Source organism: Ruegeria sp. ABV3_008 (genome assembly GCF_056161185.1).
Window position 1 is genome coordinate 39,849 of sequence record NZ_JBSWYP010000014.1, and the last position, 22,009, is coordinate 61,857.

Sequence of the window (22,009 nt, forward strand, 5' to 3'; positions counted from 1 at the left end):
AAAACAGGCACTACCTCTTGACCTTCCCGTCACTGGAACCCCCATGTGGACGGTAAGATATCTGTCGGGATGAGTCGCATGACCCAAAGCACTCAATTGAAAATCACAGGCATGAGCTGTGCCTCATGCGTTGGACGCGCCGAGGCCGCATTGCAGGCTGTTCCCGGCGTACAGGACGCCTCGGTCAATTTTGCGACCAAGACGGCTCAGATCACTTTTGACGGCCCGGTCTCGGCCCTCAGTGATGCATTGCAGGCCGCTGGCTATCCGGCTGCAACGCATCAGTCCACTTTGCAGATTACCGGGATGAATTGCGCCTCTTGCGTGGCCAAGATCGAGCGCACTCTGCAAGAAAGCCCCGGCGTTCTTGAGGCGAGTGTGAACCTTGCCAACCAATGCGCATCGGTCACCTACATCGAGGGCGCGACCACGTCGCAGGCGCTGGCACAGATCACAAGTCAGCTTGGGTTTCCCGCGCAGCTTAAGACATCTCCGGGGTCGGAAACCCAATCCTATGACACGACGGATGAGGCACGCGACCTGAAACGCGCGACAGTGATGGCTGCCATTTTGGCCCTGCCCGTATTTGTTCTGGAGATGGGCGGACACATGGTTCCAGCCTTCCACCATTGGGTTCACGCAACCCTAGGACAGCAGACCAGCTATCTGATCCAGTTTGTCCTGACCACGGCCCTGTTGATTGGCCCGGGACGCGTGTTCTACGCCAAGGGTATTCCGTCGCTGCTGCGCGGGATGCCGGACATGAACGCTCTGGTCGCTTTGGGGACGGGAGCGGCCTACCTGTTCTCCATCATCTCGACCTTCGCGCCCGGCCTGCTGCCGCAGGGTACAGCGAATGTGTATTTTGAGGCCGCAGCCGTGATTATTGTGCTGATCCTTCTCGGCCGCATGATGGAGGCGCGCGCCAAAGGCAAAACCGGCGCGGCAATCCGAGCGCTGATCGGGCTTCAGCCCAAAACCGCGCGCGTCGAACGAAACGGAGCAGCAGAAGATCGCCCTATTGCCGAAATAGCGGTGGGTGACCTGCTGCAAATCCGTCCCGGAGAACGCGTTCCGGTGGATGGAGATATCCTCGACGGAACCTCTTACGTCGATGAAAGCATGATTACGGGAGAGCCGGTACCGGTTGGCAAATCCGCAGGCGACCCGGTGGTGGGCGGCACCGTAAACGGAACCGGTGCGCTGCGTGTGCAGGCGACTCGCGTTGGGGCGGATACGGTTCTGGCCCAGGTTATCGCAATGGTGGAACAGGCGCAGGGGGCCAAGCTGCCCATCCAAAGCCTGGTCGACCGGCTAACCTATCGCTTTGTTCCAGCTGTGATGCTGGTTGCGGCTTTGAGCATCACTGCTTGGCTGATCTTTGGGCCTTCCCCCTCACTGCCGCTGGCGCTGGTGGCTGGGGTATCGGTCCTGATCATCGCCTGCCCCTGCGCCATGGGTCTGGCCACGCCGACCTCGATCATGGTGGGAACAGGCCGCGCGGCGGAACTGGGTGTTTTGTTCCGCAAGGGCGATGCGCTGCAACATTTGCAGCAGACCAAGGTGATCGCCTTCGACAAAACCGGTACGCTGACCCTCGGGCGTCCCGAACTTGACCACGTGACCACCACCAACGGCTTTGAGCGGGATAAGGTCCTGCGGCTCGCCGCCGCGATCGAGGCGCGCTCGGAACACCCTATTGCTTCTGCGATCACCCGCGCCGGGCCCTCTGTTCTGCCCGAGGTTTCTCAGGTTCAGTCCCTCACCGGCCTTGGCCTTCAGGGCCGCGCAGAGGGGCATGACCTGCTGGTTGGCTCATACAAATTGATGCAGCAGAAAGGCGTGGATATCTCGGATCTGAAGCCGGACGCCGATGCACGGGCCTCTCAGGGGGCGACCCCACTGTTCTTGGCCATTGATGGGGTGGCTGCGGCCAGTCTGGCTGTCTCGGACCCTGTGAAGCCGGGCACGGCCGAGGCGCTGGCCAAGTTACACGACATGGGCCTGACGCTTGCCATGGTAACCGGAGACAACGCGCAGACGGCGCAAGCGATGGCCGACAGGCTGGGCCTTGATCAAGTGGCCGCCGACCTGCTGCCCGGTGCCAAACAGAAAACACTAGAGGGCTTACGCAGTGAATTCGGCACGCTCGCCTTTGTGGGCGATGGGATAAACGACGCGCCTGCTCTGGCGGCAGCTGATGTCGGCGTCGCCATCGGCACCGGAACAGATGTCGCGATCGAGGCCGCCGATGTAGTTCTGATGTCCGGCGATCTGCGTGGCGTCGTGAACGCAATCGACATCAGCCATCGGACGATGCGCAACATCCGCCAGAACCTCGGATGGGCGTTTGGCTACAACACATTGCTGATTCCGGTGGCTGCCGGAGTGCTGTACCCCTTTGGCGGGCCATTGCTGTCCCCGGTGCTTGCGGCGGGCGCGATGGCCCTATCCAGCGTCTTTGTCGTCACGAATGCGCTGCGTCTGCGGTGGGTCCGCCCCAACGTCGCGGAAGGTGCGCAAAAAACCGCGAAGGAGGCCCACGCATGAATATTGGCGATGTCTCAACCCGCACCGGACTGCCTGCGAAAACGATCCGCTACTATGAGGATATCGCGCTGATCAAACCTCTGCGCGATGACAACGGCTATCGCCGGTTTCGCGAACAGGACATTCACAAGCTAACCTTTCTAGGGCGCGCCCGCGCCTTGGGGTTTACCATCGAAGACTGCCGCACACTGCTGGCGCTATATGAAGATGAAAGCCGGGCGAGCGCGGATGTAAAGCAAGTTGCACGGGATCATCTGGCGCAGATCGACGCAAAAATCGCCGACCTCAAGGCGATGCGCGACACGCTGAGTCATTTGGTCGAGGCCTGCGCCGGAGACGACCGACCGGACTGCCCGATCCTGAAGGATCTAGGCGGGAACAGCTAACACGGGGTTGCCCTTTCGCGCAGGCTTTGCTTTGTCAGTGCCAAACACTCCGGCAATCAAGCAATGCCGGTCAGCGGAGAGGATAATCCCATGGCAATAGTCGCGTTTCTTGGTTTGGGCGTCATGGGTTATCCCATGGCTGGGCATCTTCAGGCTGCAGGGCATCAGGTCACCGTTTACAATCGGACCGCCTCCAAGGCCGAGGCCTGGGTGGCTGAACATGGCGGCGCAATTGCGACGACCCCCAAAGAAGCTGCGGAGGGGGCAGAATTCGTCATGTCCTGCGTTGGCAATGATGACGACCTGCGAATGGTCTGTACCGGTGCGGATGGTGCCTTTGCCGGGATGACGGATGGCACGATCTTTGTGGATCACACGACCGTCTCGGCCAAGGTGACGCGCGAGCTTTACGAAACGGCTAAAGGGCGAGGGATCTCTTTTGTCGACGCGCCGATCTCCGGCGGTCAAGCCGGGGCCGAGAATGGCGTGCTGTCGATTATGTGCGGCGGCGATCAGGCGGCGTTTGATGCGGCAGAGCCGATCATGCAGGTCTATTCGAAAACCTGTCGCCGGATTGGCGACAGCGGTGCCGGTCAGATGACCAAGATGTGCAACCAGATCGCCATCGCCGGTCTGGTCCAAGGCCTCAGCGAAGCGCTGCATTTCGCCGAAAAGGCCGGTCTGGACGGGAGCGCGGTGGTTGAGGTGATCAGCCAGGGTGCGGCGGGCAGCTGGCAGATGGCGAACCGGTACGAGACTATGCTCGACGACCATTTCGACCACGGCTTTGCAGTGGACTGGATGCGCAAGGATCTGGGTATCTGTCTCGACACAGCCAATGAGACGGGCGCGTCTTTGCCTGTCACCGCGCTGGTGGATCAATTCTACAAGGATGTGCAAAAACTTGGTGGTGGGCGGTGGGATACCTCGTCGCTGATCAAGCGGTTGCGGGCGTTGGATTAAGGGGGCTGTCTGCCCCCTCTTGGCCCTATGGGCCAATTCACCCCCGAGGATATTTTTAGCCAGATGAAGAGATCCGCGTTGCGCGGCGGATAGGGATGGGAATGAAAGACATGAGTGATTTCTGGGCAGATGCTCTGCGCAAGTTTTGGGGGTTGGAGGCCCGTCTGACACGGCTGGACGGAGAGTATGACCTGAACTTTCTGGTCGAAGCGAAGAACGGTCAGGATTATGTCCTGAAAGTCATGCGCGCGGGGTGCGAGCCAGAGTTTGTCGACCTTCAAGTCAAGGCGCTCGAACATATCGCGGCTGAGGCGCCGGGTCTGCCCTTCCCCAAGGTATTCCCCTCGTTGGATGGTGCGGTCCTGCCCGAGATCGAAGATCAGGAAGGTGACCCGCGTTTGGCGTGGTTGTTGGAGCGCCTTCCGGGCCAGTGCTACGCCAAGGTCGAGCCGAAATCCGAAGATTTGATCCTGAAGCTGGGGCGTGTTCTTGGCGCAACCGATCGCGCTCTGGCCGGGTTTGCGCATGACAGCCTTCGGCGGGACGATTTCAAATGGGACCTGATGCAAGGCGACTGGATCGCAGATCAACTGGACGCGGTCAGCGACCCGTCCCGCCGCGCGCTGTTGGGCGAAATTGTGCAGGGTTTCACTGCCGTCTCAGATGCGCTGCAAACCCTTCCCACCCAAGCCATTCACAACGACGCCAATGACTACAACATCCTCGTCGAAGGAGAGCTGAGCGAACGTCGTACCGTATCCGGCCTGATCGACCTGGGCGACATGTGCGCCGCGCCGCGTATTTGTGAGGTCGCCATTGCCGGGGCCTATATCGTTCTGGATCACCCGAAACCCGAACGCGCGCTGACCGCTCTGGTCCAAGGCTATCACGCCGCCAATCGGCTGAGCGCCGAGGAGGTCGATCTGATCTGGCCCCTGCTGCGCATGCGGCTGGCGGTATCCGTAGTGAACTCGACCCTGATGGCGGCTGAAAACCCTGACGACCCTTATGTGACCATCAGTCAGGCCTCGGCTTGGCGGTTCCTTGAGAACGAAGCCGTCAATGGCGGCTTGATGTCCGCCCGCTTGCGCAGCGCTTGCGGCTTGCCTGTCGTCGACGGGGCTGAGCGCATCCACGCCTACCTCTCCGACCATCGCGGCCACTTTGCCGAGATGTTTGGCCAGGACCTGAGCGATGTGCCAATGGGGTCTCTTTCTGTTGAGAACTCCACATGGCCGCAGAACCCGTTCCATATGCCGCTCGAAGAAGCCGCGCGGGTGGGTGATGAATTCGGTGAGGGCCTGTGGCTGGGTTACTACAACGAACCCCGCCTGATCTATGCCGAGCCCGGGTTCCGCAAGGGGCCCTGGAAGGCCTCGGACAGGCGCACAGTGCATTTGGCGGTGGATGTCTTTGCGCCCGCCGGCACGGTTTTGCACGCGCCGATGAGCGGCCGGGTCGAAGTGGTCGAGAACCGCAACAGCCATCTCGACTATGGCGGCGTGGTGATCCTGCATCATGAAACGCCCGAGGGGGATCCTTTCTATACGCTCTACGGCCATCTGGACCCAGAGGTTTGTGACCGTCTGAAACCGGGCGATCCGGTGGCGCAGGGCGCTGCGTTCGTGCGGCTTGGGGATGCCTCGCAGAATGGTGGTTGGGCCCCGCATGTGCATTTCCAACTTGCCCTGACAACCGGCGGCATGGACGCCGACTGGCCCGGTGTCGCTGACCCCGATGAGCTGGAGCTATGGAACGCGGTCTGTCCGAACCCGGCGGCTTTGCTGAATCTGGCCGATGACAAGGTGTGCTATCAGCCGACCGACAAACAGGCCGTTCTGCAAGGGCGTCACGATCATTTTGGCGGCAATCTGAGCCTGACCTACAATGACCCGGTCATGTTGGTGCGCGGTTGGAAACACCACCTGTTCGACGAATGGGGGCGCCCCTATCTGGACGCCTATAACAACGTCCCACATGTGGGCCACGCACACCCACGCATTCAGGCCGTCGCGGCGGATCAGCTGAAGCGAATGAACTCGAACACCCGCTATCTACACCCGGCGCAGACCGCATTTGCCGACAAGGTGTTGTCGAAGCTGCCGGATCACTTTGAGGTCTGCTTTTTCGTCAATTCAGGCACCGAAGCCAACGAATTGGCCTTGCGTCTAGCCCGCGCCCATACCGGCGCCAAGGGGATCGTGACGCCGGATCACGGCTATCACGGCAACACCAACGCGGCCGTGGCCATCTCGGCCTATAAGTTCAACAAACCCGGCGGGGTGGGTCAGGCTGATTGGGTCGAGCTGGTCGAAGTCGCGGATGACTACCGTGGCTCGTTCAAACGTGACGACGCCGACCGCGCGCAAAAATACGCAGATCTCGTGGACCCGGCGATTGCTGCTCTGGAAGAAAACGGTCAGGGCGTGGCCGGTTTCATCGCCGAGACTTTCCCGTCGGTCGGCGGACAGATCATTCCGCCCAAGGGGTATCTGCCTGCAGTGTATGAGAAAATCCGAACGGCTGGTGGTGTGTGTATCGCGGATGAGGTCCAAACCGGGCTCGGACGGCTGGGCGAATACTATTTCGGTTTCGAACACCAAGGCGCGCTGCCCGATATCGTTGTCATGGGTAAACCGATCGGCAACGGTCACCCTCTGGGCGTGCTGGTGACGACAAAGGAAATCGCCCAAAGCTTTGACAACGGGATCGAGTTCTTCTCGACCTTCGGCGGCTCCACCCTGTCCTGCCGCATCGGGAAAGAGGTTCTGGACATTGTTGATGACGAGGGACTGCAGGACAATGCCCGCGATATGGGCGACCGTCTGTTGGCAGGTCTGCGGCAGATCGAATCCGAGTTCGGCTGCGTAGGCGACGTACGCGGGATGGGCTTGTTCCTTGGGGTCGAACTGATCAACCCGGATGGCTCGGAAGGGACCGAGATCTGCAGCTTTGTGAAGAACCGGATGCGTGATCATCGCATCCTGATCGGAAGCGAAGGCACTAAAGACAACATCCTGAAAATCCGCCCGCCCCTGACCATCGAGGCCGAGGATGTGGACATGATCCTATGGGCGTTGCGCGATGTCCTGAAAGGCGTCGGCGACTATGCCCCTGCCCCGGTTTGCGACCACGATCATCATCACGCGGGATGTGGCTGCTGCTAAGTAGAAACCCCGGCGCAACCGCCGGGGTTTCATTTGCCGATCAATGCAACACGGCCGAGGGGGTCTGATGACCGGTTGTCGGCATTGGAACGGCCGCTGTCATGCGGCGCAGGGCCATCCCTAGCTCCTCTGACAAAGAGGCAAGGGCCGGCGCAATATCCGGGCGCACTATCAGTGAGGCCATCATCATCGCGTCTTCCCGCGCGCCTTCCGATGCGGCCGCAATCATCTGGGCAAAACAATTCTCATCCGCGCCCAGACAGGCACATCCCAATTCATGACGGATCAACGGGCGGCGGCCATAGCTGGCGCACAGCGAGCATAGACGATCCAAGGTCAGCATCGCGGCGCGCCCCTGATCTGCGCCCAGGGCGATGTCGAAATCACTGGCAGCATCTGCGCGGCCTCTGGCACCTTCGCTCCAGAGGCGCAGATACATCACCGCACCTGCTTCGATTGGGGCAAGGTCTGTCAGGCGGCCAACCGCTGCGCCACCCCGGGACGACTGGCTGCTCATTTCGTCAGGATCAGTTTGCCTGCACGGGTAATGCGCAGCGTATATAGCTGATCACCCAGTTCGATATGGGCGAGATTGCCGCCTTTGGTCAGCTCTTCGGCCTTGTGCGAAGGCAGCACGGATACGGCAAAGGACTGGGTGGCGATAGGGGTCTGCGCGTTCATTTGACAACTCCGGAGTATCTAAGGCATGGGCCTGATCTGTTCGCTTTCTCAATGACCTGGCTGACCCGAGTCCGGGGTGGCTGTCGGCTTCTGCTCTTATTCTGATTATTTTAGTAAGGATTGTCAAGCCGCGCATTTGCGCTTGCAGAAAGTTGCCGTGTTGCGCCTTCTTGACGGGCAGGATAGGCCTGAACGCATAGGTAAAACACTGAGGTCACAATGGGCGCGGCAATTGTATTTGATCTGGACGGAACTCTGGTCGACAGTCTGGGAGACATCGTTGCAGCCGCGAACCAGACGCTGAGCGATCTCGACCTGCCCCCTCTGCCGCGCGAGGTGATCGGGCGATTCGTCGGCAATGGTCTGCCCAAGCTGGTCGAGCGTATGATCCGGCACTGCGAGCTGCCTCTGGATCGTCATGACGAACTAACGAAAGTGACGCTCGCGCATTACACGGCAGGGGCCAGCAAGACGACGGTGCCCTATCCCGGCATTCCTCAGGCTTTGGCCATCTTGCAATCGCAAGGGCACATACTGGGCGTCTGCACCAACAAGCCCGAGGCCCCTGCCCGGCATATTCTCGACGTACTGGACCTGTCGCGATATTTCGATGTGGTGCTGGGCGGTGATAGCCTGACCACAAGGAAACCCGACCCTCAGCATCTATTCGCAAGCTTCGACGCATTGCCAGCTCATGGGTCGCGTGTTTTCGTGGGTGACAGCGAGGTGGACGCAGAAACAGCCGAGAGCGCCAAGATCCCCTTTCTCCTGTTCACCCAAGGCTATCGAAAGTCGCCCGTGACAGATATTCCGCACGACATCGCCTATGACACGGCCGAGGAGATACCGTCCTTAGTTGCGCAGATGGTGAAGATGTCTGATCAGGTGAAATAGGCCTCAGCGTATACCCTGAAAATTATTGAGGGGCCGGCCGAGGGGGTATGGACCAGCCCCTCATCGGGGAAACTCTGTATGGCCCGCTGGGGCCAGTTGTTGTCACCTGTTTAACGGGACGCGACGTGTGGCGAAATTGGGGGATTCCCGTAGGGCTGGTTTTTTTGCATTAACCCAGCTGTGAAACCTGCGCTTGACCTCAAGCTTGAGAGGCAATCAATCCCCTAACCGAACGGCCCAGGCGCACCGAATTCGGGCTTCTCCCGGACGAACCGCATGAGACGACAACTTGGTCGGGAATGGGCCTTTGACAAGATCAGGGGTGAAAACGCCAGAGCCTACTATTCGGGCTCCGCGTAGTTGCGCGCTTTGGGCATTTTGCCGATCCCCGGATTGAAGGAATTGGTCGGGTCGCAACATTTGTAATGGGCCGCTAGATCGGGCTTGGCCTTGTACAGATGCCCCACATTATGCTCGGCGGGGTATTCCGCGCCTCGCGTGTCGAACAACTCCAACATTGCGGCTTTCAAAACCTTTGGGTCAGCGCCTTTTTTGACCACGTAGTCCTGATGCATCACGTGGCACATGAAATGACCGTAGTAGAGCTTGTGGACCAGTTGATCCTCAATCTCGGGTGGAAGCGTCTCAAGCCAGTCCTGATCGTTACGCCGCAAAGCCACATCGAGCGCAATGATGTCTTCGACCTCATTGCCATGCAGTGCCATGTACCTGACGGCAGCCCCGGCGGCTGCAAAGCGGTGCAAGCCCGCGATCTTGGCCTCTCGCGGGGTGCATTCGAAGGCATCGCCGTCACGATCTTTCAGGAATATGGGCAGCCATTCGGCAGCCTCGGCAATCCCTTCGTTCTTCATCTTCAGGATCAGATGGTGTTCGTAACTGTCGCGAAACTCGACCATCCGTTTCGGCAAGACACGCGGCCAGACACAGACCGCCATCTGCATAAATCGATCAGTGAAATTGCGCAGGAAGGGAATTCGGCGCAGGCGGGCATCGATTGCGCCTTTGAGCGCAAAGAACATCGGCAGCCGGTCGGTGCCCAGCTTGTCGATCATCACGACAGTATCCTTGCCGTATCGCGCCGTGATGTCGAACACTTCGCGCTGCATGTATTCAGCGGACACCGGCAGAGACTTGAATTCCGACAGGATATGACGGCGCAGGGCGGCCAGATCATCGGGGCTGTTTGTTCCGATGTAAAAGACCTTCTCGGCCTCGTTTTTCGGGAATGTATCAAGCCGCACGGCAAAGACGGCCAGCTTGCCAGCCGACCCGGCGGATTCGAACAATTTGGCCTTGTCCGCATTGAACCGCGCAGGCGTTTCAGCATCCACATCGCGCACGATCTGCGCGTAGTCGCTGGCCGAGGCGCGTTTGTTCGTGGCCCCGGGGTTGCGGTCGAACGTGCCCGCATCGAGATTTGCCAGAATCTCTTCAGGCGTGTCGCCCAGATCGATTCCCAGATGGTTGACCAGCTCCAACTCGCCCTTCTCGGATATCCGCGCGTGGACGGACAGTTCGGTGTAAACGGGGCCACGTTCCACCAGTGACCCGCCCGAGTTGTTGCAGACCCCGCCCACAATCGACGCACCGATACATGAGGAGCCGATCACCGAGTGCGGCTCTCGCCCCATTGGGGCCAACAGTTTTTCCAGCGCAAACAGGGTGGCGCCGGGAAAACTAACGATCTGCTCGCCGTCGTTCAGCGGCACCAGAGTGTCCATGCGGCGCGTGTTGATCAGTACCACGCCCCGGTCATAGCTGCCCGAGGGGGTCGACCCCTCGGTCAGGCCGGTGTTGGCCGCCTGCATGATGACAATCTTATCGGCTGCAACGCAGGCCTTCAGGACCTTCCACTGCTCCACAAGACTGCCGGGCTGGATGACGCACAGCGCCTCGCCCTCGCCCGAACGGAAACCACGCCGGAACCGTTCGGTCGCGCGTTCGCCGGTCAGGACATGCCGCGCACCAACGACAGAGCGGAAATGTTCAATCAACGCGTCATTGGTCATGGCATCCCTCGTGTCTTTATGCGGCGCGGAAACGGATATTCTCGCGGCTCAGTTGGTCGATTCTGGTCACACCCATCAGCTTCATGTCGCGCTCGATCTCGGCCTGCATGAGGCCCAGCGCTCGCTCGACACCCGGCTGACCAGCGGCGGCCAGAGGATACAGGTACTGGCGTCCAACACCGACCGCTTTGGCCCCGATCGAAAGTGCCTTCAGCACATGAGTACCGCGCTGAATGCCACTGTCCATGATCACGTCCAGCTTGTCGCCGACCGCATCCACAATCTCGGACAGTTGATCAAACGGCGTGCGCGAGCCATCCAGCTGCCGCCCGCCATGGTTCGACAGGATGATGCCGGTGCAGCCGATCTCAGCCGCGCGCTTGGCGTCTTCTACGGTCATGATCCCCTTGAGGCAGAACTGACCGTCCCAATCCCGCACCATCTGCGCCACGTCATCCCAGTTCATCGACGGGTCGAGCATGTCGGTGAAATAACCACCGATCGAGCTGGCCCCGCCGCCCATATCCACGTGTTCCTCAAGTTGCGGCAGGCGGAATTTTTCGTGAGTGACATAGTTGATCCCCCACATCGGCTTGATCGCAAACTGGATCATCCCTCCCAAGGTCAGCCGGAACGGGATCGAGAACCCCGTCCGCAGGTCGCGTTCTCGGTTGCCGCCGGTGATGCTGTCGACGGTCAGCATCATGACCTCGACACCCGCCTCTTTGGCGCGCTGCATCATGGCGGCGTTCAGGCCGCGATCTTTGTGGAAGTAGAACTGATAGACTTGCGGGTTCTTGTGTTTCTTGCGCAGTTCTTCAAGCGAGACAGTCCCCAGAGATGAGACACCGAACATGGTGCCATATTTCTCGGCCGCGGCGGCTACGGCGCGTTCCCCCTGATGGTGAAACAGCCGCTGCAGAGCTGTTGGCGAGCAGTAGAACGGCATATCCAGCTTTTGGCCCATCACGGTGACGGACATGTCTACGTCCTTCACCCCGCGCAGAACCGAGGGCAGCAGATCGCAGCGGTCGAAAGCGGCGGTGTTCTGGCGATAGGTCACCTCATCATCCGCACCGCCATCGATATAGTTGAAGATCGGCCCCGGCAGGCGGCGCTTGGCCAGCCGCCGGAAGTCGTGAAAGTTGTGGCAATGCTTGAGACGCATAGCGTGATCTCCTTAGTACGCCACAGAGGGCAGCCAGGTGGCGAGTGTCGGCCATAGGAAGACAAGCGCCAATCCGGTCAGTTGTAGCAGCACAAAGGGGATGATGCCTTTGTAGATATGCATCAGCTTGATCTCGGGCGGGCAGACGCCTTTCAGGTAGAAAAGAGCGAAGCCAACCGGCGGGGTCAGGAAGCTGGTTTGTAGCGTCACCGCCACGAGGATCACGAACCAGACCAACGCGGGTTCATCCAGCACTCCGAAGCCCGGAATGTCGATGCCCAAGCCGTTCACGATCGGACGCATCAGAGGCAGCACGATCAGGGTGATCTCGATCCAGTCCAACACAAAACCCAGCAGGAATACGATGAACAAGATGAACAGGATCGTGCCGTTGGCACCAAAGCCGGTGGATTGGACCACATGTTCGATCAGTTCATCGCCGCCAAGTTCCCGCAGAACATAGGAGAATACCGTCGCACCAAGGAAGATCGCGAAGATATAAGCGGTGGTGTTGAAGGTCGAAACCAGCACGTTCCACAGTTTCGCGAAGGTCAGCTTGCGATATCCCAGCGCCAACAGCGTCGCGCCCAATGCGCCGATGCCCGAAGCCTCAGTCGGGGTGGTCAAACCTCCGAAGATCGAGCCCAGAACCGCGAGGATCAGCAGCAGCGTTGGAATGACCGCGATCAGAACGTCTTTGACAGCATCCCAGTCGGGCGCCTTTGCCCCTTGGGGCACGGGGGCCGCGTCACGCTTCACCTGTGCGAGGATGAAGATATAGGTCAGGTATAGCCCCCCGATGATCACGCCGGGGAAGACGGCGGCCATGAACAGGTCTCCGACGGACAGAGCCATCTGGTCGGCCATGATCACCAGCATGATCGAGGGAGGGATCAGGATACCCAGCGTGCCCGAGGCAGAGACTACGCCCGCTGCCAGCGTCGGCTGATACTTCTGCTGCATCATCGACGGCAAAGACAGCACGCCCAGCAGCACTACGGAGGCCCCAATAATACCGGTCGAGGCCGCCAGAATGATCCCGATCAGGGTCACAGTAATCGCCAAACCACCCCGCACGGTGCCGAACAGGCGCTGCATCGAGGTCATCAGACGCTCGGCCACACCGGATTCGTCCAGCATCAGCCCCATGAAGATAAACATCGGCAAGGCCACCAAAACCGCGTTGGACATGGTCGCGTAGACCCGGTTTACCACTGCGCCGAGGGTCAGGTAGTCGAGCCCGGTAAAGGTGCTCTCCAACCCGGTCCACAGCATCAGGTCGTTGTCGAATAGGTAAGCTAGACCGCAATACGCAACACCGACACCAGCCAGTACCCAGGCCACCGGATAGCCGGTGAAGAGCAGCGCGATGAATGTCAGGAACATCGCAATGACCAGCTTTTCTTCCGTCGTTTCGACCAGGAAGGTCAGGCCCACACAGACGGCGGCGAACACAGCCAGAACCAGCAGGATACGGCGCAGAGGAGCCCCCTCACGTTCCGAGGCCGGCCCGTACATCAGTGCGTGCCCGTCATGGATCAACCGCGCCAGAGCAGCCAGCGCCAACAGAACAAAGCTGATCGGAATGACCGCCTTGAAGGCCCAACGCGCAGGCAGACCGGTGGGGCTGTCCGAGCGTTCGTTAACGCGGAAGCTTTCGTAGAAATAGTCATAGCCCTGATCGATCATCAGATAGATGAACGGGGTCAGCAGGGTCAGAATGCCGATCACCTCGATGATCCGCTGCGCCCGGCGGGACAATTGCATATGCAGCACGTCCACGCGTACGTGGCTGTCCGTGATCAAGGCATATGAGATACCGATCATCGTAACGATGCCATAGAAGTGCCACTGGATCTCATCCAGCTTGGGGTAGTTCTGGCTTAGCAAATAGCGGAACGCGACCTGCGAGAAGATTGCCGCCATCAGCAGAACATTCGCCCACATGACGACATGGCCAACAGCCTTGACGCTGGTATCAATGGCTACGGCGATCTTTTGGCGGTCGGTATCGGGATGCTCCAGGATGCCTTCATAGGCCTCAACCGGATCTTTGGTGGTATTTGGATTGCTCATGGTCATTCCTCGCCCGGCAGCCCTGTGCAAGGGCGGTGAAAGTTTGGAAAAATCCGAAGATCAGAAATCGACTGGGGCAGCAGTGTCCGCTGCCCCAGAGACGTCAGTGAGGAAGTTACTGACGTGGGAGGAAGGCGTTGGTCTTCCAGAGGTTGTAGCCGTCGCGGAACTCGGTCATGTCGGCCAGAACCTTGGCAAAGAAGGCGTCATTTGCGGCCTCTTCGGCGGCGACCACTTCCCAAGTGCTGCGGAAGGTATCCAGCATCTCGGGCGACCACTGCTTGAGGGTGACGCCGTTGTTTTCAACGTTGTCGATCAGAGCCGCGTGCTGGATCGCTTCGCCTTCGGCAAAGCTGTCGGCCATCGAAGCCTTACAGGCGTTTTCGATGATCGCCTTGTGCTGCTCGCTGGTCTCTGCCCAGACGTCTTTGTTGATCATCAGCTCGAAAACTGTCGCTTGCTGGTGCCAGCCGGGGAAGTAGTTAAACTTGACCAGCTTGTGGAAGCCCAGACGCGCGTCGATCGCAGGCATCGAAAACTCGGTCGCGTCGATCGCGCCTTTTTCAAGCGCAGGGAAGATCTCACCCCCGGGCAGCAGAGAGGTCGCAACACCCAGTTTCTGCATAACCTTGCCGCCCAGACCGAAGAAACGCATCTTCAGGCCGCTCAGGTCTTCGGGTGAGTTGATCTCGGTGGCGAACCAGCCCGAGGTCTCGGGTGCAATGACAGCGCAAGGGATCACGTGGACGTTGTAGCCCGCCTGATCATACATCTCTTGGTACAGAGTCATGCCGTTGCCGTAGTAGAGCCACGCCATGTATTCGCCCGCCTCAGGGCCGAAAGGAACAGCCGAGAACAACGGAGCAGCCGGGATTTTACCCGCCCAGTAACCGGCGGTGGTATAGCCCGAGTTGATCTTGCCAGTCGAAACCGCGTCTAGAATTTCGAACGGTGGAACCAGTTTGCCTGGCTCATATACCTTCATCTTCAGCGTGCCGCCCGACATCAGGTCCAACTGCTCGGCAACGCGCGGGATTGGCGAGCCGAGGCCCGGCAGTTCGGTCGAGAATGCAATCGGGGTTTTCAACAGCAGCTTATCTTTAGCAACCGCAGGTGCGGCCATCAGGCTGGCGGCTACGGCAAGGCTCGTCAGGGTCTTTTTCATAATGTCTCCTCCTGGGTGGGTCGGGCATCTGCCTCAAACACAAACGCAGACCCTTGCGGGTTTGCACTAGTGGTTCACTAACTTTACCAGTGCTACTCAGTCAATAATTTTATTTACCACTGGATCTGCAGAAATGCCCCCGACTGGGCGCACTCAGTTTCGATGAATTACTGCATATTCTCGGAAATTTTTATTTGATTGAACGCGTTAAGTTGCATTTCCATGCTGGAACTGAACGCTTGAAAAACGCACCAATATGGTTACATTTATTTACCAATATATCTCACGTCGACATCTTACTTAGGTATATCCCATGAACACCAAGGCGATTTTTGAACCGGTCGGACACGAATCGCTGGCCGATGCCGTGGTGGCGCAGATCGAAGACCTCATCGCGTCGGGCATTCTGAAACAGGGGCGCAAGCTGCCGTCCGAGAGGGATCTGGCCGAGATGCTTCGGGTCTCACGGCCAAAGCTGCGCGAAGCACTGGCCGTACTGGAGGAGCGCGGGCTGGTCACCACTCAGCATGGTGAGGGGACCTTTGTCGCCGCCCTGACCGGGCAAGCGATGTTGCCGGCCCTTCTGGCGCTCTACGAACGGCACGAGCCTGCCTTTTTTGACCACCTGGAATACCGCCGAGAACAAGAAGGCTTTGCCGCCCGCCTTGCCGCCCGCAGGTCCACCAAGGCCGACAAGGAGAGGATCGCCGAAATCCTCGACGAGAATGTGCGGGCGTGGGAGGCGAACGATGCGCAAGCCTCACGCGAGGCGGATTTCGCCCTGCATGCGGCCATCGTCGACGCCAGCCAGAACGCCACTTTGATCCATATGATGGCTTCGATCTACGAACTGACCAAGCGAGGTGTTTTCTATAACCGCAGTTTCCTGAAATCGATTGACGGTTCGGGTAAACAACTGCTGGATCAGCACCTTGCCCTGGGTCAAGCGGTGATTGACGGAGACGAAAAGCGCGCCGAACAGGCCGCATTGGACCATATCGACTTTGTTGAGCGCTCCTTCCGGACGGGGATAGAACAGCAGCGCCGCGAGGTCATGGCCGAGAAACGGCGTCTTCTGTCGCGCTAGACATTTAGTACCAAAGCCGCCCGCAACGGACGGCTTTGAGCAGTGCGTTCCGCAAAACGAAGAGGTGTTCAGGCCTGTACGGCCTTCATAAACCGATCTCGGATCACTACAGGGTCCATCGTGATCGGCGGCATCTTGGCGTTGCCGCTTTCGCATTTGCTGACGATGATGGTCATCTGCCGGGCGTCCAGCGCCTCCTGCAACACGCGACCTGTATCTTCGGCGGCGCATTCAATCACGCGCTCACATCCTGCCGCAGCCGCCATTTTCGCCAATGACGTCTTCAACCCGGCATAGGTAGGCTGATCCCCGGTGGACCCGTATGAGCCATTGTCGACGATCAGCAGGATATAATTGTCAGCCACGTTGTTCGCGATGGTTGGTAGCGTTCCCAGATTGGTCAGAACGGAGCCGTCCCCATCGATCACGATCACCGGCTTGGGCTGGGACAGGGCCAACCCCAGACCTATGGATGAAGCCAACCCCATCGTGCCCAGCATGTAGAAATTCGTTGGCTGGTCATCAATCGCGTGCAGCTCTTGGCTGGGAATGCCGATGTTGCAAACCACCAGTTGATCACGCAGGATCGGAGCGATTTCTTTCAGGATTTCAGAACGGATCATTGGTCGCCATAGCCTCCCCAGAAGTTGGCGTCGGTCAGAATGGCAACCGGCTTGTTGCACATGAACGCGTATTTCAGGATCGCATCCAACTCGGCCACATCCGCCTGATGGTGAAAGTGGTAAGTCGGGATATTGAGCTGCGCCAGCAAAGCTTTGGTGTGAACCGCCATCTCAACCTGACATGCAATCGGCTCGCGCAGCTCACCCCGGTACGAGATCAGCATCGGCAGTGGCATCCGATAATACTGGATCAGGGTCGCCAATGTGTTGATCGTCACCCCGATCGCTGTGTTCTGCATGATAATGGCCGGGCGCTTACCACCCATCCATGCCCCCGCGCACAGGCCCATCCCCTCGTCCTCTTTGTTCGAAGGGATGTGATAGATGCCTTCGCGCTGGTCGATCTCATCAATGACACCGGCCAATTGCTTGCAGGGGACGGTGGTCACGAACGAAATGTCGTTCGCCACCAGATCGTCAGTGATCTTCTTGTCTATATTCATCTTCCGGCTGTCAGTCCTATTGTTGTCGCCCAAGAGCGTGATTGACGGTTATCACCTGCGGTACACATGCACCGCGCAAGGGGCATGACGCACAACGCGCGACGCTGTGGAGCCCAGGAAATAGTCGCTGAGGTCGGGCTTGTGAGAACCGATGACGATGCAATCGACACCGTTCTCTGCCGCATAATCTATGATCGTGCGCGCCGTGTGGCCCTTTACGAGTTCGGAACTTACCCCTTCCAGCCCTTCGACTTTGCGCGACAGTTCCAGTCGGGCGCGGCGATATCCTTCTGCCACCAGATCCTTGTCCAGAAACGCACTGACCGAGCCCTGAGGCATTTCATAAACATGCAGAGCGATGATCTCTCCGCCGCCCTGCGACAAGGCACGCGCCACTTCCAGAGTGTGTTGCGAGATATCGTGATCCAACGCCATTGGAACGAGAACTTTCTTGTACATGTCAAACTCCTTTCAGCCCGGTCGGCCCTATCAAACCAAGGATAGTACCCAGTGTGCCATCAAGGCCAGCGAACAGTTTGGCAGGTGGCGGTTGGACCGATCATCCCTCTGCACGCAGATCAAATTCTTCATCCGGGAAGTACTTGGCGAGACGGACATCAGCCGCCCTTGCATGCCCCTCCATCCCTTCCACGCGCGAAATTCTGGCTGTGGCCAGGGCTATGGGTTTTGAACCTTCCCGAGTCGCTCGCTGCCATGTCACGATTTTCATGTATTTGTGGACGCTCAGCCCGCCCGTGTAGCTGGCCGCCCCCGATGTCGGGAGTACGTGGTTGGTTCCCGTCGCCTTGTCCCCGTAAGATACCGTGGTCTCTTCCCCCAGAAACAACGAGCCGTAGCAGGTCAGACGGTCCAGCCACCATTCCAAGTCATCGGCCTGAACGGTTAGGTGTTCCGGCGCGTAGTCATCGGAGCAGGCGGCCATCTCTTCGCGATCCGAACAAACGATGACCTCGGCATAGTCGCGCCATGCAGCAGCCGCGTTTTCTCGGTTCAGGTCAGGAAGATCTGCGATCAGTTCGGGCACCAGTGTCATGACATTCTGCGCAAGCGCCCGGTCATCTGTCACCAGCCAGACAGGAGAATTGTAGCCGTGTTCCGCCTGGCTGACGAGATCGGTCGCCACTACAAGCGGATCTGCACTGCTGTCGGCGAGGACCAGACTATCGGTCGGACCTGCGATCATGTCGATGCCAACTTCACCGTAGAGGATGCGCTTGGCCTCGGCGACGAACTGGTTCCCCGGCCCCACAAGGATATTTGCGCGTGGCAGGCCGAACAGACCGTATCGCATCGCGGCGACACCCTGCACCCCTCCCATTGCCAGAATACTGTCGGCCCCACAGATATGCGCCGCATAAACTACTGCAGGCGCAACGCCTTCATCTGATTTCGGAGGAGAACACGCGATGATGTGGCGGCATCCGGCAACTTTGGCTGTCGTCACGGTCATGATTGCACTGGCGATATGGCTGTACCGGCCGCCGGGCACATAGCAGCCCGCCGCATCCACAGGGATCGCCTTTTGACCAGCGATCACGCCGGGCACGATCTCGGTCTGTACGTCGGTCATCGTGGCCTTCTGCGCCTCGGCAAAATGGCGGACGTTGTTATGGGCGAAACGGATATCCGCCTTAAGCTTTTCAGGCACAAGCGTAATGGCGGCGTCAATCTCGTCCTGCGTCATCAGAACGTTGCCGTCGAACCTGTCGAACTTGGCTGCATATTCCAGCGCCTTCGCGTCGCCGCCGGCTTCAATCTCGGCCAGGATGGTCTTGACCGTATCGTGAACCTCGGGCGCATCAGATTGCGCCGTCAGCATCGCCTTTTTGAGATAGTCGCGCGCCATAGTCAGCCCCTGCTCCCGGTTCTTGCCCGGCCACTCTGTCAGAGGCGAAATCGCCTTTGCAAGCGTTTGTGGAGCCTCAGACGAAACTCTTTTCGATCTTCTAACCCCATTTAAGAAAAGACAAATTTTGGGATTGGGAAAGCTGAAACTCGGCCTCGCAAGACGACCTCGGCGCCGTTGTTGCCTACGGATTCAGCGGGACCTACGACCCTCTTCAAGGCGTGAGGTAACCGGTCGAACTAGGCGATTCGCAGATTCACTTGAGCAAAAGAAAACGCCCCTGACGAAGGTCAGAGGCGGTTCCAAAAGTATTTTCAGAGGGCGGTTAGCCGCGCTCTTCGATGATTTCAACCAGATGCGGGATCTTGTTGACCATGCCGCGAACCGAAGGCGTATCCTCCAGCTCACGGGTGCGGTGCATCTTGTTCAGGCCCAGGCCGATCAGGGTTGCGCGCTGTTCGGCGGGGCGACGGATCGGAGAACCGATCTGCTTTACGACGATGGTTTTTGCCATTGCTCGCTACTCCTTACGCTTCGGCTTCAGCCGGTGCTTCGTCCCGCTTGGGCAGGATGTCGGCAACTTTTTTACCACGACGCGCGGCAACCGAACGCGGGCTCTGCTCTTTCTGCAGGCCGTTGATGGTGGCGCGGATCATGTTGTACGGGTTCTGCGAGCCCAGCGACTTGGAAACAACGTCCTTAACGCCCAGCATTTCGAACACAGCACGCATCGGACCACCGGCGATGATACCAGTACCTTCAGGTGCGGTGCGCATAACCACTTTACCAGCGCCGTGACGGCCCTCGATGTCGTGGTGCAGAGTACGACCTTCGCGCAGTTGCACGCGGATCATCTGACGCTTGGCTTGCTCAGTCGCCTTACGGATGGCTTCAGGTACTTCTTTCGCTTTACCTTTGCCAAAGCCGACGCGGCCTTTCTGATCGCCGACAACCACCAGAGCGGCGAAGCCAAAGCGCTTACCACCTTTTACGGTTTTCGACACGCGGTTGATTGCGACCAGGCGATCTGCAAATTCCGGTGCTTCTTCACGGTCGCGGCCACGGCCCCGACGGTTTTCACGTTCTGCCATTTGGCATCCCTTTTCTCATGTGGCGCATACGGCGCCGTTTGCTTCAATCCCAGTGAGCCCCGACTGTTGCCGAGGCCCCCGGATCATCGGGGCGGATCGAAACCCGCCCGCAAGTCTTAGATCTTCAGACCACCTTCACGCGCGGCGTCGGCAACTGCCTTCACCTTGCCGTGGAACAGGAAGCCACCACGATCGAAATAGGCCTCTTCGACGCCTGCCTTCTTGGCACGCTCGGCGATGGCCGCGCCCACTTTGGTGGCCGCTTCGACGTTGTTCTTGCCAACAACACCCAGATCTTTTTCCAGGGTCGAGGCCGATGCCAGGGTCACACCACGAACGTCGTCGATCAGCTGAACGCTGATGTTCTTGTTCGAACGGTGAACCGACAGGCGTACACGGCCGGCGTTGACTTTGCGAAGTTTGTTCCGAACGCGCAGGCGGCGCTTCAGAAACAGGGTTCTTTTGCTGTTTGCCATTGTTTGCGTCCTTACTTCTTCTTGCCTTCCTTGCGGAAGATGAACTCGCCCTTGTAGCGGATGCCCTTGCCTTTGTACGGCTCGGGACGGCGCCATTCGCGGATTTTGGCCGCGACTTCGCCCACCTGCTGCTGGTCGATACCTTCCACAACGATCTCGGTCTGCTTCGGCGCGGTGATGGTGACACCTTCCGGAGCAATGAAATCAACATCGTGGCTGTAACCCAGGTTCAGCTTCAGGGTGTTGCCCTGCATCTGAGCCCGGTAACCAACACCCTGGATCTCCAGCTCTTTTTTGAAGCCTTCGGTCACACCAGTTACCAAGTTGGCAACCATGGTGCGGCTCATGCCCCACTGCTGGCGGGCACGCTTGGACATGCCACGGGGGTCGATCTTGACCACGTTGTCTTCAACCGACAGCGTCACGTCGTCGGTGGCGGTGAAGCTGCGGGTGCCTTTCGGACCTTTAACTTCGATGGTCTGGCCAGACACAGAGGCGGTAACGCCGCTGGGCAGCTCGACCGGTTTTTTACCAATACGAGACATTGCAGACCTCCTTAGAAGACGGTGCAGAGCACTTCGCCGCCAACATTGTTGGAGCGAGCGTTTGCGTCCGACATCACACCTTTCGGAGTGCTGACAATCGACACGCCCAGACCCTGACGGACCTGCGGGATGTCATTGACGCCCATGTAGACGCGACGACCGGGTTTCGAAACCCGCTTCAGCTCGCGAATAACAGGGGTGCCTTCGTAGTACTTCAGGCTGATTTCGATGGCCGGATGACCGTTTGCACCGGTCGTCTTTTCATAGCCACGGATGTAGCCTTCGTCCGCCAGCACGTCCAGAACCCAACCGCGCAGCTTGGAAGCCGGGGTGGAAACGGTGGACTTGCCGCGCATTTGCGCGTTGCGGATACGGGTGAGCATATCGCCGATAGGATCATTCATATCTATGTCTCCCTTACCAGCTCGATTTCACCATGCCGGGGATCTGACCAGCAGAACCCAGCTCGCGCAGCGCGATACGGCTGACCTTCAGCTTACGGTAGTAAGCGTGGGGACGACCGGTCAGCTGACAACGGTTGTGCAGACGGGTAGCCGAGCTGTTGCGCGGCAGTTTCGCCAGTTTCAGACGCGCTTTGAAACGCTCTTCCATCGGGCGGCTTTCGTCATTCGCGATTTCTTTCAGCTCGGCACGCTTTGCGGCATATTTGGCCACCAGGCGTTCGCGCTTCTTCTCGCGTTCGATCATTGCTTTTTTAGCCATGTCTCAATCCTCCC

22 protein-coding genes are annotated in these 22,009 nt (G+C 58.9%); 6 read left to right on the top strand and 16 right to left on the bottom strand.

What is annotated here, in order from left to right:
* The first annotated feature begins 78 nt into the window (after positions 1–78).
* The 4 genes from ACXAH8_RS19935 to ACXAH8_RS19950 all read left to right on the top strand — a co-directional run bounded on the left by ACXAH8_RS19935 (position 79) and on the right by ACXAH8_RS19950 (position 7,066).
* A complete protein-coding gene (locus ACXAH8_RS19935) occupies positions 79–2,550 on the top strand; it encodes a heavy metal translocating P-type ATPase (protein WP_475220350.1) in 2,472 nt (823 codons plus the stop codon).
* Complete coding sequence (cueR, locus tag ACXAH8_RS19940; RefSeq protein WP_475220351.1) at positions 2,547–2,936, top strand: Cu(I)-responsive transcriptional regulator; 390 nt, start codon at positions 2,547–2,549, stop codon at positions 2,934–2,936. The genes ACXAH8_RS19935 and cueR overlap by 4 nt, the downstream gene beginning before the upstream one ends.
* 90 nt (positions 2,937–3,026) lie before the next feature.
* Positions 3,027–3,899 carry an NAD(P)-dependent oxidoreductase gene (locus ACXAH8_RS19945; protein ID WP_475220352.1) on the top strand — a complete coding sequence of 291 codons (873 nt, stop codon included), beginning with the start codon at positions 3,027–3,029 and terminating at the stop codon, positions 3,897–3,899.
* Positions 3,900–4,000: 101 nt separating this feature from the next.
* Positions 4,001–7,066, top strand: a complete 3,066-nt coding sequence (locus ACXAH8_RS19950; RefSeq protein WP_475220396.1) for an aminotransferase class III-fold pyridoxal phosphate-dependent enzyme — start codon at positions 4,001–4,003, stop codon at positions 7,064–7,066.
* Positions 7,067–7,106: 40 nt separating this feature from the next.
* On the opposite strand, the gene ACXAH8_RS19955 is transcribed toward ACXAH8_RS19950, so the two are convergent.
* On the bottom strand, positions 7,107–7,583 hold the full coding sequence (locus ACXAH8_RS19955) for a hypothetical protein (protein WP_475220353.1): 477 nt from the start codon (positions 7,581–7,583) through the stop codon (positions 7,107–7,109).
* A complete protein-coding gene (hemP, locus tag ACXAH8_RS19960) occupies positions 7,580–7,747 on the bottom strand; it encodes a hemin uptake protein HemP (RefSeq protein ID WP_170468565.1) in 168 nt (55 codons plus the stop codon). The genes ACXAH8_RS19955 and hemP overlap by 4 nt, the downstream gene beginning before the upstream one ends.
* Positions 7,748–7,966: 219 nt before the next feature.
* On the opposite strand from hemP, the gene gph reads away from it, so the two are divergent.
* Positions 7,967–8,641 (top strand): phosphoglycolate phosphatase, encoded by a 675-nt coding sequence (gph, locus tag ACXAH8_RS19965; protein WP_475220354.1) that lies wholly within the window; start codon positions 7,967–7,969, stop codon positions 8,639–8,641.
* A gap of 341 nt (positions 8,642–8,982) precedes the next feature.
* Here gph and dld read toward each other — a convergent pair whose 3' ends face one another.
* From dld to ACXAH8_RS19985, 4 genes are all read right to left on the bottom strand, one after another.
* A complete protein-coding gene (dld, locus tag ACXAH8_RS19970) occupies positions 8,983–10,671 on the bottom strand; it encodes a D-lactate dehydrogenase (protein WP_475220355.1) in 1,689 nt (562 codons plus the stop codon).
* A gap of 16 nt (positions 10,672–10,687) precedes the next feature.
* Positions 10,688–11,839, bottom strand: coding sequence for an alpha-hydroxy acid oxidase (locus ACXAH8_RS19975; RefSeq protein ID WP_475220356.1), 1,152 nt, complete (start codon positions 11,837–11,839; stop codon positions 10,688–10,690).
* A gap of 12 nt (positions 11,840–11,851) precedes the next feature.
* Positions 11,852–13,915, bottom strand: coding sequence for a TRAP transporter large permease subunit (locus tag ACXAH8_RS19980; protein WP_475220357.1), 2,064 nt, complete (start codon positions 13,913–13,915; stop codon positions 11,852–11,854).
* Positions 13,916–14,030: 115 nt separating this feature from the next.
* The gene (locus tag ACXAH8_RS19985; protein WP_475220358.1) at positions 14,031–15,080 is read right to left on the bottom strand and encodes a TRAP transporter substrate-binding protein; all 1,050 of its coding nucleotides are present in this window, start codon (positions 15,078–15,080) and stop codon (positions 14,031–14,033) included.
* A gap of 313 nt (positions 15,081–15,393) precedes the next feature.
* On the opposite strand from ACXAH8_RS19985, the gene ACXAH8_RS19990 reads away from it, so the two are divergent.
* The gene (locus tag ACXAH8_RS19990; RefSeq protein ID WP_170468578.1) at positions 15,394–16,167 is read left to right on the top strand and encodes a FadR/GntR family transcriptional regulator; all 774 of its coding nucleotides are present in this window, start codon (positions 15,394–15,396) and stop codon (positions 16,165–16,167) included.
* A 68-nt stretch (positions 16,168–16,235) separates the two neighbouring features.
* Here ACXAH8_RS19990 and comE read toward each other — a convergent pair whose 3' ends face one another.
* The 10 genes from comE to rpsN form a co-directional block, all read right to left on the bottom strand.
* Positions 16,236–16,790 carry a sulfopyruvate decarboxylase subunit beta gene (comE, locus tag ACXAH8_RS19995; protein ID WP_170494501.1) on the bottom strand — a complete coding sequence of 185 codons (555 nt, stop codon included), beginning with the start codon at positions 16,788–16,790 and terminating at the stop codon, positions 16,236–16,238.
* Positions 16,787–17,293, bottom strand: coding sequence for a sulfopyruvate decarboxylase subunit alpha (comD, locus tag ACXAH8_RS20000; protein ID WP_475220359.1), 507 nt, complete (start codon positions 17,291–17,293; stop codon positions 16,787–16,789). Before comD ends, comE begins: the two co-directional genes overlap by 4 nt.
* 51 nt (positions 17,294–17,344) lie before the next feature.
* Positions 17,345–17,752, bottom strand: coding sequence for a universal stress protein (locus ACXAH8_RS20005; protein WP_170380527.1), 408 nt, complete (start codon positions 17,750–17,752; stop codon positions 17,345–17,347).
* A gap of 100 nt (positions 17,753–17,852) precedes the next feature.
* Positions 17,853–19,160 (bottom strand): histidinol dehydrogenase, encoded by a 1,308-nt coding sequence (hisD, locus tag ACXAH8_RS20010; RefSeq protein ID WP_475220360.1) that lies wholly within the window; start codon positions 19,158–19,160, stop codon positions 17,853–17,855.
* A gap of 325 nt (positions 19,161–19,485) precedes the next feature.
* Positions 19,486–19,674 (bottom strand): 50S ribosomal protein L30, encoded by a 189-nt coding sequence (gene rpmD / locus ACXAH8_RS20015; protein ID WP_074736195.1) that lies wholly within the window; start codon positions 19,672–19,674, stop codon positions 19,486–19,488.
* A 13-nt stretch (positions 19,675–19,687) separates the two neighbouring features.
* A complete protein-coding gene (gene rpsE / locus ACXAH8_RS20020; RefSeq protein ID WP_170356677.1) occupies positions 19,688–20,251 on the bottom strand; it encodes a 30S ribosomal protein S5 in 564 nt (187 codons plus the stop codon).
* A 116-nt stretch (positions 20,252–20,367) separates the two neighbouring features.
* Entirely contained in the window at positions 20,368–20,727 is a 360-nt protein-coding gene (gene rplR / locus ACXAH8_RS20025; RefSeq protein ID WP_039523386.1) for a 50S ribosomal protein L18, read from the bottom strand.
* A gap of 11 nt (positions 20,728–20,738) precedes the next feature.
* Complete coding sequence (rplF, locus tag ACXAH8_RS20030) at positions 20,739–21,272, bottom strand: 50S ribosomal protein L6 (RefSeq protein WP_475220361.1); 534 nt, start codon at positions 21,270–21,272, stop codon at positions 20,739–20,741.
* 11 nt (positions 21,273–21,283) lie between these two features.
* Positions 21,284–21,676 (bottom strand): 30S ribosomal protein S8, encoded by a 393-nt coding sequence (rpsH, locus tag ACXAH8_RS20035; RefSeq protein ID WP_170373360.1) that lies wholly within the window; start codon positions 21,674–21,676, stop codon positions 21,284–21,286.
* A 13-nt stretch (positions 21,677–21,689) separates the two neighbouring features.
* Positions 21,690–21,995 carry a 30S ribosomal protein S14 gene (rpsN, locus tag ACXAH8_RS20040; protein ID WP_068340744.1) on the bottom strand — a complete coding sequence of 102 codons (306 nt, stop codon included), beginning with the start codon at positions 21,993–21,995 and terminating at the stop codon, positions 21,690–21,692.
* Positions 21,996–22,009: the final 14 nt, after the last annotated feature.